Consider the following 15,130-nt stretch of genomic DNA (forward strand, 5'->3'; position numbering starts at 1 on the left):
CCGGAGCACAGCGCGAACGCCGTGAGCCACGGCCACGTGCCCGGCCGCGACTTCCGCCTCCGCCTGTCCGCCGAAGGCACCGCCCTACGCGTGGAGGTCACCGACACCCGAGGCGAGAAGGTCCCCGCCCTCACCGAACCGTCGGACGACCTGGACGGAGACGGAGGCCGCGGCCTGCTTCTGGTCGCAGCTCTCACGGACCGCTGGGGCTGGTACCCCTGCACGGACGGCCCCGGAAAGACGGTCTGGGCCGTGCTGGAAATGGGAATGCCGTAGGCCCGGCGCGCAGCCGGCCGTTTCACTCAGCTAATACTCCAGTGTGACTTCGCGATTCGTTCCGTTGAGGCTTGCGCCGCGCGGAGCCTGGCCGGCATGCGCACAGCCTGTAAGGGGTCGTGGCTGGCGGCTGGGGAGTGATCACTGGGCGGGGTTGCTGGGCGGCCGGTTGAGGATGAGGTCGCTGGCGCGAGCGAGAACCTGGGCGCGGGTGCGGCCGGGGTGGTCGGCAGCAAGGAAGTGGCTGCCGATGGCCGCGCAGAACGCCAGCACGCTGCGGGCCTCGATCTCGTCCGGGTCGGCACAGACGGTGCCGATCGCCTCGCGCAGCAGGCCCATGCGCGCGTTGTCCACGCGGCGCAGGCGCTCGGCGACGGCCTGGTCGCGGCGGGCCCAGTCGCGGATGGCCAGATCGATGGGGCGCAGGCGGTCGGAGAAGGTGAACTGCCCGGCCAGGCAGGCCTTGTCCATGAGGTCTCCACCCTCGCGCTCAATCCGGTCGAGGACGTCGTCGGTGGCCTCCCGTTCCCAGGTGTCCAGCATTTCCTTCAGCAGCGCGTCGCGGTCGGCGAAGTAGCCGTAGAACCCGCCCTTGGTCACGCCGAGGGACTTGGCCAGGGCCTCGACACGTACGGCGTCCACGCCGCCTGATGCCAGCGCCCGCAGGCCCTCCTCGACCCAATTTTCGCGCGGTGTGCGCAACGAACCCATGGTGTGACCCGCCTCACTCTTCCGCCTGTTGTACGGGTCCGTACAACAGGTCTAGCCTCCTGTTATACGTAAGCGTATATCTCAAAGAGGGGATCGTCATGTCGTTCGGCTTCGTCGCCTTTCACTACCCAAGCCCCGAGCATGTCGAGGAGTTCGTCGACCGCTGCTATCAGGTCCGCGAGGTGCTGGCCTCGCAGCCGGGATTCCTGCGCGCCGAGCCCTGGGTCACCCCCGAGGGCGACGCCGTCGTTACCACCGGAGAGTTCGAGTCCCAGCAGGCATTCCAGGCGGCGTTCGCCGCTGTGGCCCGGGAGCTGGGCGCGGCCGTCGGCTTCGACGAGCGCGAGGTCAAGCCCCGCCAGATCCACACCCTGCTGTCGCGGTGACGGGGCAGGCTGTTATGACCGCCAGGTCGCGGACGCGCGCGCACGATCAGCCGCCCGGTGACCGCTCTGCCTTCTTGCGGCTGGCGAAAGCGGTGTATTGGGATATCTCGGCGACTTCGGCGTTGGAGATGAGTTCGCCGGTCTCCGGATCGGGCTCCGCTGCCGGGTAGCTGATCTGCTGCCATTCCTCGTCGGGACGACTTTGAACAACTGGGCTCAGCTTAAAAGCGGATGGAGGTTGAGGTGCTCGAACCTTCCGCATATCGATGCCGCGACGCGCACGACACCCTGACGCTGACGTCGCCGACCTCAGCAGGCCGTCGCAAGCATCGTGGGCTGCCGGGGCCGCCCCGGGCAGTTGCGCTCCAGCCTCTTGCGGTCGGAGCGCAACCGTCGTGACCGGAAAGAGGCCCCCGGACACCTCCACTCCGCCGCCGCTGGACTGAAGATCGCCCTACCAGGGACACTTGCCCTCCACCACGTCGAAAGCCGGTGCGGCAGCGCACACCGGCCAGCGCACGCACACACGGGGGCAATGTGCCGCAGCAGCAGCCGATCGCCGGTCGGTACGAGCTTCTGGAGCCGCTCGACAACGGCGGCATGGGGGACGTGTGGCGCGGCTACGACGCCGTGCTCGACCGGCCCGTCGCCGTGAAGCTGATCCGGCAGCAGGCCGTCGTCGGCTCGCCGCAGCTGGCGGAGGAGTTCGCCAAGCGGTTCCGCCGTGAGGCCCGGATCACCGCACGGATCCAGCACCCCGGCGTGCCGCAGGTGTACGACGCGGTGCTCGACGACACGTACGAGCGGCTGTTCCTGGTCATGGAGCTGGTGGACGGGGTGTCGCTGTCCTCGTACATTCACCCGGAGCGGCTGCTTCCGGTCAGCTGGGCGGTGGCTGTGGCGGCGCAGGTCGCCACCGTGCTGTCGTACGCGCACGAAGTGCCGGTGATCCACCGCGACCTCAAGCCCAGCAACGTCCTGGTCGCCCGCGACGGGACCGTGAAGGTCCTCGACTTCGGGATCGCGGCCATCCTTCGGACCGATGTCACCAAGCTGACCGCGACCGGCAGCCCCATCGGCACCTACCAGTACATGGCGCCCGAGCAGGTACGCGGCGGTCGGACCACCCCGCAGACCGACCTGTACGCGCTGGGCTGTGTGCTGCACGAACTGCTCGGCGGACGCCTGCTGTTCACGGCGGACAGCGAGTACATGGTGATGCACCAGCACGTCAACGCCGCCCCCACCCCGCTGCGGGTGCTGCGCCCCGACGTGCCGCAGGAGCTGGAGGACCTCGTCCTGCATCTGCTGCTCAAGGCGCCGGAGGCACGGCCCGCCGACGTGCAGGAGGTGTACGAGCGGCTGCGGCCGTTCCTGCCGCCGCCGGGCGTGAAGCCCGCGCCCGGGGAGGCGGGGCCTGCGGGGGCGCCGGATCCGACCGGGATCTTCCGCCACCCGTACGCGCCTCGCGCCCGCGCGGGGGCGGGCCGGTCCGCACCTGCGGCAGTCGACCTGAACGCCGGTCAGGCTGTTCCCGCGCCCTTTCCCGTACCCGCGCAGTTGCGTGCGGACATCGACGAGGCGTATGCGCACTCCGACGCGCTCCTGGACGAGGAGCGGTTCGCGCAGGCCGCCGAGGTGCTCGCGGAGATCATCGAACCGGCCGCACACGCGCTCGGCGCGGAAAGCCGGAAGGTCCTGGAGCTGCGGACCCGCCGGGCCGCGATCCAGTTGCTCGGCGGGGACTACCGGGCGGCGCTGCCCGAGTTCGATGCCCTGGCGGACGCATACGCGCGCACCGGCGGCCCCACCGGCGAGTCGGCGCGCGCCTGTCGCGCCCAGGCCGCGCGGTGCCGGGCCGAGCTCGGCCACGTCACCGACGCGCTCGCCGCGCTGCGCGGTCTCCTCGACGTCGTACGGACCGTCGACAGCGACCTCAGTGAGGAAGCCGTCGAGCTGCGCCGCGACATCGGGATGCTGCTGCTCGCCCAGGGGCAGGCGGCCGAGGCCCATCGGATTCTCCGGCCGCTGTACGACGACCTGTGTCTGGTCTTCGGGCCCGGCGACGAGATGACCACAGAGGTCGGCGATGCGTTGGCGCTGATCGGCCTCGATCTCGACGGTCCGGCCGCCTGACACCTGTCGCCACGCCACCGATCAGGACAGCTACACCGTGGACCCGGGTAACAGCTGGTTCACGGCGTGCGACCCGTCCAAGGCGGAACTCATCTGCACGATGGCGAAGCCCTGACCGACAGTTCACGGCCTGGTCCTTCGCCCCGAGTTCATGGGGGCGAGGGACCTGGTTTTCAGTGGAGCGGTGTCCAGTGCTCGAAGGCATCGAGCATGCCAGGACGCTCGGGATCATCCCAGATCAAACATCCCCACACGAGTCCGGGCACATCGTCGCCCATCAGGTCTGCGGGGCCGTCGGTCACGGTGCGGAGGGCGGCTTCGAGGTAGGCAGCGATAGACGGATAGACAGGCTTCGTCACCGGCTCGTCCACGATCGACCAGTCTCCGACGCCGACGGCGCCGGCATAGTGACCGTGCAAGGGCCCGGCTTCGTCCCGGGTAAGCCACGGGACCACCTGGGCTCCGCCCCACCCGTCGCGCTGCCCAAGCGTGGGGAGCCTCAGCCCCAGCGCCTCCGCTGGGGAAAAGATCACTCCGCCGGGCAGGAAAGCCCCGGAGCCGACCTCACCCTCCTCGTCATTCTCGATGTGCTGGTGCTCCGTACCACCGCACAGCCGCCACAGTGCGGCCAATTCCGTGGGCAGCCCGAACCCGAGGTACTGCCGCAGCCGGGAGTCGGCGGTGGCAATCTCCTCTTCCGTCGCGGGCGGCAGGAGGGAGGCGTACGAGAGGGGAGCATGCTCAGCAAGCCAGGCGGTCAGGGCCTGCCAAGCCGCTGTGACTCGCTCAGCTTCATCATGTGATTCAACAGACATTCGGTCACGCTACAAGGAGCCACGACCGTACGCTGAAATTCCATCCGGGCGAAGGGCTGGGCTATCGCCGGTGGCGTCCGTGAGCATCCCGGCAGCTGCGACCACCCGCGTCTGGATGCGCTTGGGCGGGCAGTCCCGCGACTCCGGCTGATCCGCTGCAGCTTCCGGCCCTCCTCCATGCTGGCCGAGGGCGTTGCAGCGCCAGGGCCGCCAGCGCCGCAGGCGCGCCCTTCGGTCCGCGGATGCCGGGGAAGGCGTTGACGTCGACGACGACGGGCGCCCCCTCACGGTCCAGCAGGTCGACACCGTAGACGTCCAGGCCGAAGACCTCGCCCGCGTGGAGGGCTGTTTCGGTCCAGGCCCGGGGCAGGTCACGGACCAGTGGCGCGGACCGGGCGCCGTCCGGCGGGGCGCCCACCGGTGCGGGGCGCACCCCCGCGAACACCTCTCCCGCGATCACCCACAGCTTGTGGTCCCAGCCGCTGTTCGCGGCGAACTCCTGTATGACGACAGGCTCGTCGGGCCATTTCGCGGCAAGGTCCCGGAGCCCGGCCGGGCCGTCCACGCGGGCGACAAGGTCTGCGCGCCGGTTGTGGCGGCTCTTGACCATGAGCGGAAAGCCGTTCTGCGACCGCTCCGCTCCAGTGAGGGCTTCGGACAATGTGTCCAAGGTCCTGGTCCGGGGCATCGGCAGACCGGCTCCTTCGGCCACGGCGGCGATCCGGCTCCTGTCCTGACACAGCTCCGTCGCAGCGGCGGAGTTCACCACCCGGGCACCGTGTGCTTCGAGGAAGCGGGCAAGCTCCAGTGCCCGGGCGCTGTGGGCCTTGAGGAGGTAGACGTCCGCGAGATCGTCCGGGGTCACCAGTTCCGACGGGGATCCGGTCCCGGTGTCCGGGTTCAGGAACGACACCTGGTGCTCCGCCTCGATCAGTGCGGAAGAGGCTGCGGCAAGCAGCGGATGATCCGGCTTGTCGGTCAGCAGACACACCCTCATATCTGGGCGACTCCCGGTACGGCCGTCAGCATGTCCGCTTCGGGGTGCGGGTGAGGCTGTCCGTGGGGGATCTGCGACTGGGAGACAATGCGCGGAGCCGGGGCGAGTACGCCCGTCCGGGCGCTGCCACCCGCCCTGGCCAGGTCGAGGACGGCTCCGGCCAACCGGGATACGGCGTCCGGGACCTGACGGAAGCTCGGGAAGTCATTGATGTCGACGATCACGGGGCCGTCGGGGCCGAGCACCACGTCGATGCCATACAGATCGAGGCCGAAGACCGATCCCACCTTCGCCGCCGCTGCGGCCACCTCGGCGGGCAGGGGGACGGCTCCCTCCTCGACCAGCCCGTCCGGGTGGAGCGGGGAGCGTCGCAAGGTCGCGTGGAACTCGCCCGCCAGACAGTAGACCTTCAGGTCGGAGCCCGCGTTGGGCACGTAGGGCTGTGCGATCAGTTGGCCCTCCCCGGCCTGCTCCGCCTCCGCCAGGCGCCCGGGGTCCGGCACGAGCCGCACCCCGCGCCCCGAGCTGCCATCGGCGGGCTTGACCACCAGGGGGAAGAGCTCGTCGGGGACATCTGCGAACAGCGTGGCCCTGGGTGCCGAATAGGTCACCGGAACCGGTAGCCCGTGCTGTCGCGCGATGACCGATGTGAGGACCTTGTCGCGCACCGCACGGATCGACCGCGCATCGTTCACCGTGGTCAGGCCCACGGCCGCCGCGGCCTCCAGCAGGGTGAGCCCGGGGCCGCCGGACACGGTCTTGAGTACCCAGGCGTCATGGGTCCCCGCCCGCACCTCTTCCGAAATCCGCAGCAGCGATCCGCCGGGGCGCACCACGTCCACCTGGTGTCCCCACGACGACAGTCGTCGGGCCACATCAAGCGGCATGCCGTCATGCCGGTACAGCTCTTCGACGAGGAAGCAGAGCTTCATCCCAATACCCCTCGGTGCCCCATGACTGATGAGGGCACAACGATGCCTTGCGGTGCTCTTCCGAACACCGCCAAAAGGGAAACGCTACGTCACGCTCACCCCAAAGCAACGCCAGCCGGATGTTACTGATGATGTGTTCCCTCATCCAAACAGATCTGCGTCGGGTGCGGCCACGGAGTGGATGGCCTTGCACCGGCCGAGCCCACCATCGGTACGGCCGCGCCTCCCCCGTCCGCATCACCGGACGGCACCCGTCGAGAGCGCCTTGGGCTCGTCGTGCGGAACGTGGGCGAGTCCCGGAAGGCGTCCAGGAGACGTGCGGCGTCCGGGTTGGCCTCCCGTACCTCGTGTGCTGCTGTCGCGCCCTCCACCACCAGTTCGTTCCGGCCGGCCCCCGAATCTTCGAGATCCGCGGAGATCATCCGCGCACCACTCGTGTGCGGACTCCGCATCGGCTTCACAGACCGCGCTGGTCGAGGAGCCGCATCAGGTTGCGCTTGCGCTTCTGACCGGCGCGCAGGGCGGCGAGGTACGCGGTGAAATCGTCCGTGGTGCCCAGGCGGTGGTGGCAGTCGCGCATGCTCAGGAGCAGGCTGGTCAGCCGCTCGTAGACGGCGTTGCCGGTCTGCTTCTCGAGGGGTTCGGCCAGGCGCCGGTAGACGCTCAGCGCGTCGGCGGGGCGGATGGCGCGGGCCTGGTCGGCGAGGGTAAGCCACTGCTGGTCGTGGGCGCCGGTCGCGGTGGCAGCCTGCCAGGCGGCGTCGATGTCCTTGTCGTCGAGCAGAGCGTCGATCAGGACCGGGCCGCTGTACCAGCCCCGCTCGCGCTGTGCCGTATCGGCACGCAGCACCGCCAGGGCCTCCCCGCGCTCGGCCTGCCAGCAGTCGGCTGCCTGTGCCGCCGCGCGCAGTTGCCGGTAGGCGGCGAGGGTGCGGTGGGCGGAGAAGCGGGCGCGGCGCAGGGCGACGGCATCGGGGAGCTGGTCCGAGTGTGTGTAGCGGTCGCAGAGGTAGTCGACCAGGCCGATGGCGAGGGTGCTGGTGTCGGACGCTTCCGTGATGCCGCGCTCTGCCCAGCTCAGCGCGTCGTCAGGGCGTCCGGCGGTGTCCAGTTCGTGGGCGATGACCAGGTGGGTGCTGCCGTCGGGGGCGAGGTCGGCCGCGTGCACGGCGATCACCGCGTCCACGTCGTTCGCCGCCTTGGCCAACCGCTCCATCAGGTACTTCTCCGCCCAGCCTGTGCGGTTGCCGCGCCAGGCTTCGAGCGCCAGCTGTCTTACGGTGGCCATGCCCCGTTCGCCGAGGACGTCCTCGTAATCGAGCGCATCGATGTCGGTCAGGTCGTCCAGGTCACCGAGCACATGGCCGACCAGCCACCGCGCGGTCTCGTCCGGGTCGGGGGGAGCCGCGCGGCACGCGTCGAGATGGACTTCGGCGAGAGCGGTCCCGACCTGGCCGAGGTGCCCGTCGGAGTCGTCGATCGTCTCCTGCACCTCGCTCAGCAGCCGCATCGCTTCCCGGGACAGAGAGATCGCGTCCGCGGCCCGCCCGGTGGCGGTCAGAGCGGCGACGGCGGACACCGCCTGCGCGGCCTGTTCGCCATAGGCGCGGGCATCGGCGTACTCGACATATCCGTACCGGGCGAAACGGCCGATGTCGAGGAGTTCACGCATCCGGGCGCGGACTTCGGCGAGGTCTCCGCGGGCGCTCGCCGCACGCAACTCCAAGCGGCGTCGCACCTGCCGGTCCTCGGTGACCTGCTCCCGTACGAGTGCGAGCAATTCGTCCCTGGAGAGCGTGGCCAGCCACGCGTCCAGGTCCTGAGCGCGCCTGCGGGCCCGGGTGCGCTGCCGCGGCAGACTCTCCGACCCGGCGAGCGCGGTCAGGCCGAGCGCGACCAGGTGCTTGCAGAAGTTGCCCTCCATGCCGTACGGGCAGTCGCACTCCCCGGTGAGCCCTTCAGCCCCGTCGAGTGACAACTCCACCTCGTAGGTGTCCGTCCCGTGGACCGTGGCGGTGATCGATCCGTCCTCGACCTCCAGGGCGGTCACCGCGTCCAGATAGCCCAGTCCCCGCTCGAAAGAACGCGGTCCGGCCAGTGCTCGCAGATCCGCCTTGGTGAACCCATCCATGATTTCCCGCCTCGGCCTTCCCACCTCGGTCCCTGAACCTACGCCCCTCATCCTGCCTGCTGGGCGTATGCCTTCGGGACTCGTCCCTGTCCTCGCCTTGGTTGATCAGCTCGGGTGGCCTGACCGCCCCGACACGACTCGGGCCCGCCCGTGATGGCCGCCCCGTCTCACCGCCCCAACCGGCGGACTGCAGGCATGGCTTCACCAGGTGGTTACGCGGCGCGGCCGGGTAATGCCCCTGCCCGTGGCAGAGGGGGCATGATGGCGCGTGAGGAACTGACCCGGCTCACCGGCAACGGGAACGGCGGGTGCGGAGGCGATGACTGCCCCAACGTCTATCGGACCGCCTCAGGTGCGGTCGTGGTTCAGGGAGGGCTGCGCTTCCGCGGGCTCGCGCCGAAGTCCGCACACATAGGCGCTGAGTGGCGACGGGTACAAGGCGGCGGGGATCCTGTTCCGCCAGCATTTGACAGGCCCTGCGCAGCGGCGCGTACTGGAAGAAGGCCTGGACAACAGCGCACCGGGCCTTCTACCCCCAAGGCCCGCCGACGGAGCGGACCGCTGGCAGGGCGTGCCAGCGGAATGAGGGACAGTCATGACGCCTCGGGCCGCAATCAGGCCGAAGCCTTCGGCGACCACCCCGGCCCCCGAATCACCCCTCCCGCATCGCCGAGAGCGGCACAACTCAAACCGGCGGGAAGCATCCAGGGCACCCGACGGCCGGAGGCACGGTCCGATGGAGTCACCATGAAATTGAAGACCAAATTGGCCAATGTCCAAACGTGGCAGGAAGATCCCGGCGAGCCGCCGATCGAGCGCACCCCGATCCAGCGGCAGACACCCGAGATGGGCCAGCCACCACTGCCCGTCGCCGTCGCAGGAGGAGTGCCCGCAGAGAGCGGGGACTACCCTGGCAGCACCGAGTTCCGCTACTGGGTAGCCGCGGACGCCATGAGCCGAGCCTCCGAATTCTGGGGCCCGCTGGTGCCGGCCGGCACCACCTGGAACCGCAACGTCAAAAAGGTTCTGACGGCACAGCTGGACAGTGGTGACGATCTCAACGCCTACTACGACGGGCAAGGCGTTCGCTTCTTCAAGCAAACCGTCGCGGGCGTGACCGTGTACTCCGGCGAGAGCCCCGACGTGGTCTGCCACGAAGTGGGCCACGCCGTCCTCGACGCGCTCCGACCGCAGTTCTGGGGCGTGCTGAGCGCGGAAGTCGGCGCGCTCCATGAGTCGTTCGGGGACATGAGCGCCGTCCTGGCCTCGCTCGGCGTGGGGGCCCTGGCGGACGAGGTGCTCATCGAGACCCAGGGCAACCCGACACGCTCCTCGCGGCTGTCGCGGCTGGCTGAACAGTTGGGATGGGCGATCCGCCAGATCGCTCCGACCGCCGTTGAGCCGGACTGCCTGCGCAACGCGGCCAACAACTACTTCTACCGCGATCCGGTCACCCTGCGGCCCAACGAACCCGCGAGCCTGCTGTCAAGCGAAGTGCACTCCTTCTCACGGGTGTTCACCGGAGCATTCCTCGAAGCGCTGGCAGGAATCTTCTTCCAGCAGCCGAGCCGCGACGGCAAAGCACTGGTGGAGGCTGGCCGCATCATGGGCAGGCTCCTCGTGGACGCCCTGCTCGCCACCCCCGTGGTACCCGCCATGTACGCGCAAGTAGCCGCTCACACACTCGCCGCCGACAAGGCCGACTACGACGGAGCCTACGGCATGGCACTGCGCTCGGCGTTCATCCACCACGGGATCCTCTCGCCCTCGGACGCGGTCGCTGCCGCCGAGGCGGCGCCGCAGCACATGGCAGCAATCACCGGCGCGGCCCCCGGGCACGGCGCACAACTCGCCACCATCACGGTGCCTGCCGAACGCTACGGACTCACCGAGTCCTTCGCGGTGAGCACACCGGCGGAGCAACCGCGGTTCGCCGTGGCCGGCGCCGATCCTGCCATCGGCCCACTGACCCCGGTGGATCCCGAGCGGGCCGCGGAGACCTTCGTCGAGGACCTTTTCCGGCAGGGCCGTGTGGCCGTGGCCGAAGAATTTCTCACCCCAAGTGCCGCCGTGGTCGACACCACCAGGACACGGACCCACGCGATCACCCGCGAATCCTCCGGCGCCCTGGTCCTCGACCGACTGCTCTTCATCTGACCGAAGCGGACAGGCTCCTGCGATGGCCACGGAAGAGCACGACGAGAAACCCACAGCCTCCAGCGACGACGAGGGCGCCCGCCAGAAGCCCCCCGGCACCGACGAGGCGGAGTACGCAAGGCAGGCCGAAGAGCACTTCATCGACGACCTCATCGCGTGCGGAGCGGCCGTTCCCGAAGGCGAGGAACTCCCACCCCGCGCCACACACGTCATCAGCTACGACGAGAAAGGCCGACGCACCGTACGCCGTGTGCGCTTCGCCGGGCACCACCCACCGAGCAAGCAGTGACACGCTGCGGTTCGGTGACGACGGTCAGGCTCGCCTGCGGAAGGGAACTCGCCCTGTGCTGCCCGGAGAGCGCGGCCCCATGCGGGCCTTCAACATGTTGGACGAAACGCCTCGGCCTGCTGATCGCGGTCTACCAGGTGTAGGTCTCTCCCGGCAGGTCGCCTTCCTGCTCGTGCAGTTCGCGACCACGGTGACGATCTGACAAGCAATCACCGCAGGGAAGGGACCGCCGGTCGACCGGCTGGTGAGCGGCCCGGGTTTCATAGCCGATCCCCCACAAGGATCGTTGGCGCCGCAGTCCCCTGCCCTCGGCCGGGGCGCTCCCTTGGCCTGCCTCAGTTGCCCACGACATCCGCCCATGTTTCGCGGCGCGGGTATTGGCAGTCCGGTTGCGGGGCATTCGGGGCGGAGTAGCCTGAAACTGACCGACGCTGCCTGATCCTGGAGGTAGGTAATGTTTCTCCGACTGCTGCGGCGCCGTACGCCGCATGGGCTTGTCCTTCTCGGCAACAGCCGTCTGATCCGGGGCTTCAGCGGCGGCCACTACGACGGTCACGGATACATGTCCTGACACCGTCCACACGTCGAACCGGGCCTGCCGCAGAGTCGCTGCGGCAGGCCGACCTTGGAGGATGCGCGATGGCAGAGGACGCCGATGCCCTGGTAGCCATGACGCGGATCCTGTCACCGCACTGCTGTGTCATCAGGATGTCCAGCGGAGCGCTGATTGCGGACTGGAGGCGGACGCGTTTCCTTGGAATGGCGACGGCAGACGTCCAGAAGTTCGCTGACGGAAGCTCCGAGGAACGCGCCGAACTCGTCACCGGTCTCATCCGTGCCGGGTGCGCGACAGCCCGCCGAAAGGAGCATTCGAACGTCGAGGTCGGGCTCTGGCTGCGCGCAGTGCACCTGCTCATCCGGACCATGGGATTCGGGCGTGTCCTGCGGCTCCTGTCCTTGGCAGCCCCGGATTACACCCGTGCAGACCCGCCTTCCGCGCAGGACGTCGCACGGCTTAAACGAGCAGTGCAATCACACAGCCGCAGAAGCTGGTTCGTCAACGACGACTGCAAGGCCGAGGCCGTGACGGCTTTCGTCTTGCTGCGACGGTGTGGCCTGGAGGCCGTGCTGCACGTCGGTGTGCGCGAGCATCCGTTCGCCTTGCACGCCTGGACGTCTTCCGCCGGCCTGTGCATCCCTGACGCCGATCCGCGCGGGCACGCGTTCGCGCCGGTTCTCTCGATCAACGGGGGAGGGCGGTGACGTGGAAGCACTCCGCCTCGAGTGGGCCGGGGGCGCACCGAAGCTCTCGGCGGCCGGGGCCATGGCGCAGCAGGGACTGGTGACGACAGTCTCCTCACGAGCCGGCATCGCGGCGGTCGTCGGCTGGGTCGGCTCGGTCCGTGACCGCGTGGCGGGCGCGCGCAGCCTGCTCGACGATTTCAGCCGACCGGGAGCCACACCGCGCCTGCCGACCGGCGACTATGCCGCTGTCCTGGTGTGCCGCGACCGCATCCTGCTGATGCGGGACGAGCATGCGCGCATCCCCCTGTTCTTCAGGGAGTCCGGTGGCCGTGTGAGCGCGGTGAGTACCTCGGCGCACCGCCTGGGCGGTGCAGCAGAGCTGGAACGTCGCTACTTCTGCCGGTATCTGACCGGGAACATGGCGCAACAGCACTCGGAACTCACCCCCTTCGCCGGGGTACACCGGATCGTTGGCGGCGAGGTGGTGGAACTTTCGATCACTGGGCAGATGCGCGGTCGGGTATCGCGACACGTCCGCCAGGCCCAAGACCCGTCGGTACCGGCTGCAGACGGCCTCCGCCTCAGCGGCGCCGCGAAGGACCTGCGCCTCGCACTGGAGAACGCTGTCGGTCGTCGTATGGGCAGGATGACGGCATGCCACGTCTCGGGCGGCACCGACTCCACCAGCGTCGCGCTGCTCGCGGCACTTCTGCTGGCCGCAGGACAGGGCCACCCGGGGGACCTTGTCCTCCTCGCCGGGCGCTTCAGCACAGGAGAACTGGCTGGAGAGCAGCCGTATCTCGACGAGGCGATGGAGGAGATCCGACGTCACGCACCCGCAGCCCGCCCGGTGATCGTCGATGTCGACGACGTGGACGACTTCGACGACTTCCAGCACCATGCGGGAGACGCGGACGAGCCTTATGCGCACGCCTTCCGCGCCCCGTTCTGGAGCAGGCTTCATGCCGCTGCGGCGGAACTGGGCTGTGACACCCTCATGACCGGCTGCGGGGCGGATCCGATCGCGGACGCCAACCCGTTTCACCTGCACAGGCTGGCGCGCACAGGACAGCTCCGGCAGATGACGAAGCAGGCGCGTGCCTGGGCCGCGGGCAGCGAGCGAGGCTTGTGGGACGTCATCTCCGCCTGCGTAGTGCGGCCGGCTCTTCCGCTGACAGCCGAACGGATCACAGCGCTCCGCCGCCGTAGAACGGTGCTCGGCGGCCTCGGCAACTTCGCCCGCCCCCGATGGCTGCGAATCGGATTCGCGCGGGCTCACGGCTACCGTGAGGCCGGCATCGAGGAGAGCCGCTTCATGTTCGGGCGGAGGCCGGAACAGTCCCTCTACGACGCGGCCAATTACATCGTCGCTCCCGACCCGCTGTCCTGGCGCCGCGCACGGCAGGACGGTTTCTTCCTCTCGCACCCCTTCCTCGCCCCGGAGGTCATCGCCACGATGCGCCGCCTCCCCGCCGAAACCACGTTCCATCCGGGGCGTCCGAAGGCCGTTCTGCGCGAGGCCATGGCAGATCTGCTCCCGTCCAGGATCCGCAGCCGAGCGGTCAAGATCCCCTTCAACCAGCTCTACGCCCGCGGCCTGCGGACACACGGCGACGAACTCATCGACCTCTGCCGCTCCGCGAGGCATCCGCTGATTGCGGAGATGTTCGACGTCGAGACGCTGTGCCGGGCGGTGAGGGAGGCGCAGCTCGGCATCGGGGACCCCTACTCCTGGGATCGTATGAACAGCTCTCTCGCCCTCGTGGTGTGGCTGGAGCAATTGGACCAGCGCTTCCGCCCGCTCGGTGCGGCCATGCCGGTCATCGCTGGCTCTTGACGTCCCACAGCGTCCGTTCGATCGGGCCCGTTACGGCGTCGACAAGACCGTACCGGCCCGTCGTGTCTGACGGGGTGTCTTCCTCGCCCCTTCGCGCAACGACTGCCGCCACGTTTGCGCCATGCGTGCCGAAGTTCCAATAGACAGTTACGTAGCGGGGGGCCCTCGTACGATCGTCGATCGCATTGTTTTCGTGCACCCTGGCACGGTAGATGAGGAAGTCGACGTCCTTCTGCTTCCATCGGGGCACCTTGCCGCCACCCCAGGAGTACCCATCAAATTTGAGCAACTCCAGGCCGAGCCGGTCCTTGCGCGCGAAGCTGGCCGTGGCGTAGAACGCTACCTGGTTGTACGGCGTGTCGATTGGCATTTGCACAACCACTCGGGTGGCGAAGGTGTCGTTTGCCTCGATCCACCCTCCGTATTGCATCCATGGTTGCGCCTCCACCAACTCGCCGGGCTGGTGGATCTCCCTGCGGGAGAGCGGGTTTGTCTCCCCGAACTTGGTCCACTGCTCGGCATCAGCACGCCACTGCTGGCGGAGCCGGTCCTTCGCGCTCAGCAGCACCTGTTCCCCCATGGCGTGGATCTCGGTGCCGAGCACGTAGAAACCCACATCGTTGTGGTTCTCGAGCCTGATGTCGACCGGAAGGGCGAATGCCTTACGGTCCTTACTCAGCACAGGCGTCCCCACGGTCAACTTGATGAGAGGCCTGGCCCCGCGATGGGACGGCTGATAGAGATTCTGGTAGCCGAAATTGGCTATCGCGATAACCGAGGAGACGATCAGTGCCGCGGCCACCCGCTTCGGAGCGGGGATCACGACCGATGTCCGCCACACCGCGAAGACAGCCCATGCCGAACCCGCCGTGAGCACGCCCAGCACCGTCGGGTAGAACGGGGAATCGCCGTTCTTCCATGTCTCGACCAGGAACATGGCGTTGGTCAACAATGCCGCGACCGCGCCGATCAGCGCGACCACGCCGGAGTAGGCGAAGCTGTTCCAGAACCAGTGGTCCAGGACCGCGGCAGCGCCCAACAACGTGCTGAGCGAGACCACGAGAAGAACGGCACCGGTGACGCGACCCGGGAAGGTCAGGGCCTTCCCGAAGTCTTCGATGCCGAACGAACCCAGCACCAACGTCGTCAGGAGAAAGACCAGCAGGATCAATACCACGGCCACCCGTGACCGTCTTGTTCTCGTTGGTATCCGTCGCG

Annotated in this window: 13 protein-coding genes; 7 read left to right on the plus strand and 6 right to left on the minus strand. The window is 68.7% G+C overall.

What is annotated here, in order from left to right:
• Positions 1 to 276 (plus strand): ATP-binding protein (locus ABTZ94_RS13055; RefSeq protein WP_351200461.1); only part of this gene is annotated, 276 nt, incomplete at its 5' end.
• A 141-nt stretch (positions 277 to 417) separates the two neighbouring features.
• Here ABTZ94_RS13055 and ABTZ94_RS13060 read toward each other — a convergent pair.
• Complete coding sequence (locus ABTZ94_RS13060) at positions 418 to 987, minus strand: TetR/AcrR family transcriptional regulator (RefSeq protein ID WP_351200463.1); 570 nt, start codon at positions 985 to 987, stop codon at positions 418 to 420.
• 98 nt (positions 988 to 1,085) lie between these two features.
• On the opposite strand from ABTZ94_RS13060, the gene ABTZ94_RS13065 reads away from it, so the two are divergent.
• The gene (locus ABTZ94_RS13065; RefSeq protein ID WP_351200465.1) at positions 1,086 to 1,373 is read left to right on the plus strand and encodes an antibiotic biosynthesis monooxygenase; all 288 of its coding nucleotides are present in this window, start codon (positions 1,086 to 1,088) and stop codon (positions 1,371 to 1,373) included.
• Between the two features lie 537 nt (positions 1,374 to 1,910).
• Positions 1,911 to 3,509, plus strand: coding sequence for a serine/threonine-protein kinase (locus tag ABTZ94_RS13070; protein ID WP_351200467.1), 1,599 nt, complete (start codon positions 1,911 to 1,913; stop codon positions 3,507 to 3,509).
• Positions 3,510 to 3,682: 173 nt separating this feature from the next.
• Here the strand turns inward: ABTZ94_RS13070 and ABTZ94_RS13075 are convergent, their stop codons facing one another.
• From ABTZ94_RS13075 to ABTZ94_RS13090, 4 genes are all read right to left on the minus strand, one after another.
• Complete coding sequence (locus ABTZ94_RS13075) at positions 3,683 to 4,324, minus strand: SMI1/KNR4 family protein (RefSeq protein WP_351200469.1); 642 nt, start codon at positions 4,322 to 4,324, stop codon at positions 3,683 to 3,685.
• A 61-nt stretch (positions 4,325 to 4,385) separates the two neighbouring features.
• Positions 4,386 to 5,321, minus strand: coding sequence for an ATP-grasp domain-containing protein (locus ABTZ94_RS13080; RefSeq protein WP_351200471.1), 936 nt, complete (start codon positions 5,319 to 5,321; stop codon positions 4,386 to 4,388).
• Positions 5,318 to 6,253 carry an ATP-grasp domain-containing protein gene (locus ABTZ94_RS13085; protein ID WP_351200473.1) on the minus strand — a complete coding sequence of 312 codons (936 nt, stop codon included), beginning with the start codon at positions 6,251 to 6,253 and terminating at the stop codon, positions 5,318 to 5,320. Before ABTZ94_RS13085 ends, ABTZ94_RS13080 begins: the two co-directional genes overlap by 4 nt.
• 457 nt (positions 6,254 to 6,710) lie before the next feature.
• A complete protein-coding gene (locus ABTZ94_RS13090) occupies positions 6,711 to 8,384 on the minus strand; it encodes an SWIM zinc finger family protein (RefSeq protein WP_351200475.1) in 1,674 nt (557 codons plus the stop codon).
• Between the two features lie 747 nt (positions 8,385 to 9,131).
• Between ABTZ94_RS13090 and ABTZ94_RS13095 the strand changes: the two genes are divergently transcribed.
• From ABTZ94_RS13095 to ABTZ94_RS13110, 4 genes are all read left to right on the plus strand, one after another.
• Positions 9,132 to 10,541, plus strand: coding sequence for a gluzincin family metallopeptidase (locus ABTZ94_RS13095; RefSeq protein ID WP_351200524.1), 1,410 nt, complete (start codon positions 9,132 to 9,134; stop codon positions 10,539 to 10,541).
• 22 nt (positions 10,542 to 10,563) lie between these two features.
• Positions 10,564 to 10,830, plus strand: a complete 267-nt coding sequence (locus tag ABTZ94_RS13100) for a hypothetical protein (protein ID WP_351200477.1) — start codon at positions 10,564 to 10,566, stop codon at positions 10,828 to 10,830.
• A gap of 639 nt (positions 10,831 to 11,469) precedes the next feature.
• Positions 11,470 to 12,093, plus strand: a complete 624-nt coding sequence (locus ABTZ94_RS13105) for a lasso peptide biosynthesis B2 protein (protein ID WP_351200479.1) — start codon at positions 11,470 to 11,472, stop codon at positions 12,091 to 12,093.
• A 1-nt stretch (position 12,094) separates the two neighbouring features.
• A complete protein-coding gene (locus ABTZ94_RS13110) occupies positions 12,095 to 13,912 on the plus strand; it encodes an asparagine synthase-related protein (RefSeq protein WP_351200481.1) in 1,818 nt (605 codons plus the stop codon).
• Here ABTZ94_RS13110 and ABTZ94_RS13115 read toward each other — a convergent pair.
• A complete protein-coding gene (locus tag ABTZ94_RS13115) occupies positions 13,896 to 15,095 on the minus strand; it encodes a hypothetical protein (protein WP_351200483.1) in 1,200 nt (399 codons plus the stop codon). The two genes, ABTZ94_RS13110 and ABTZ94_RS13115, sit on opposite strands and share 17 nt — an antisense overlap.
• Positions 15,096 to 15,130 lie beyond the last annotated feature (35 nt).

Origin of the sequence: Streptomyces sp. NPDC002785 (assembly GCF_040295565.1) — a bacterium.
GTDB lineage: Bacteria > Actinomycetota > Actinomycetes > Streptomycetales > Streptomycetaceae > Streptomyces.

What these genes read in the sequence shown, in the direction of transcription:
- ABTZ94_RS13090 (WP_351200475.1), bottom strand. Translation starts at nt 8,384, where the DNA reads ATGGATGGGTTCACCAAGGCGGATCTGCGAGCACTGGCCGGACCGCGT.
- ABTZ94_RS13080 (WP_351200471.1), bottom strand. Translation starts at nt 5,321, where the DNA reads ATGAGGGTGTGTCTGCTGACCGACAAGCCGGATCATCCGCTGCTTGCC.
- ABTZ94_RS13085 (WP_351200473.1), bottom strand. Translation starts at nt 6,253, where the DNA reads ATGAAGCTCTGCTTCCTCGTCGAAGAGCTGTACCGGCATGACGGCATG.
- ABTZ94_RS13100 (WP_351200477.1), top strand. Translation starts at nt 10,564, where the DNA reads ATGGCCACGGAAGAGCACGACGAGAAACCCACAGCCTCCAGCGACGAC.
- ABTZ94_RS13075 (WP_351200469.1), bottom strand. Translation starts at nt 4,324, where the DNA reads ATGTCTGTTGAATCACATGATGAAGCTGAGCGAGTCACAGCGGCTTGG.
- ABTZ94_RS13105 (WP_351200479.1), top strand. Translation starts at nt 11,470, where the DNA reads ATGGCAGAGGACGCCGATGCCCTGGTAGCCATGACGCGGATCCTGTCA.
- ABTZ94_RS13060 (WP_351200463.1), bottom strand. Translation starts at nt 987, where the DNA reads ATGGGTTCGTTGCGCACACCGCGCGAAAATTGGGTCGAGGAGGGCCTG.
- ABTZ94_RS13065 (WP_351200465.1), top strand. Translation starts at nt 1,086, where the DNA reads ATGTCGTTCGGCTTCGTCGCCTTTCACTACCCAAGCCCCGAGCATGTC.
- ABTZ94_RS13095 (WP_351200524.1), top strand. Translation starts at nt 9,132, where the DNA reads ATGAAATTGAAGACCAAATTGGCCAATGTCCAAACGTGGCAGGAAGAT.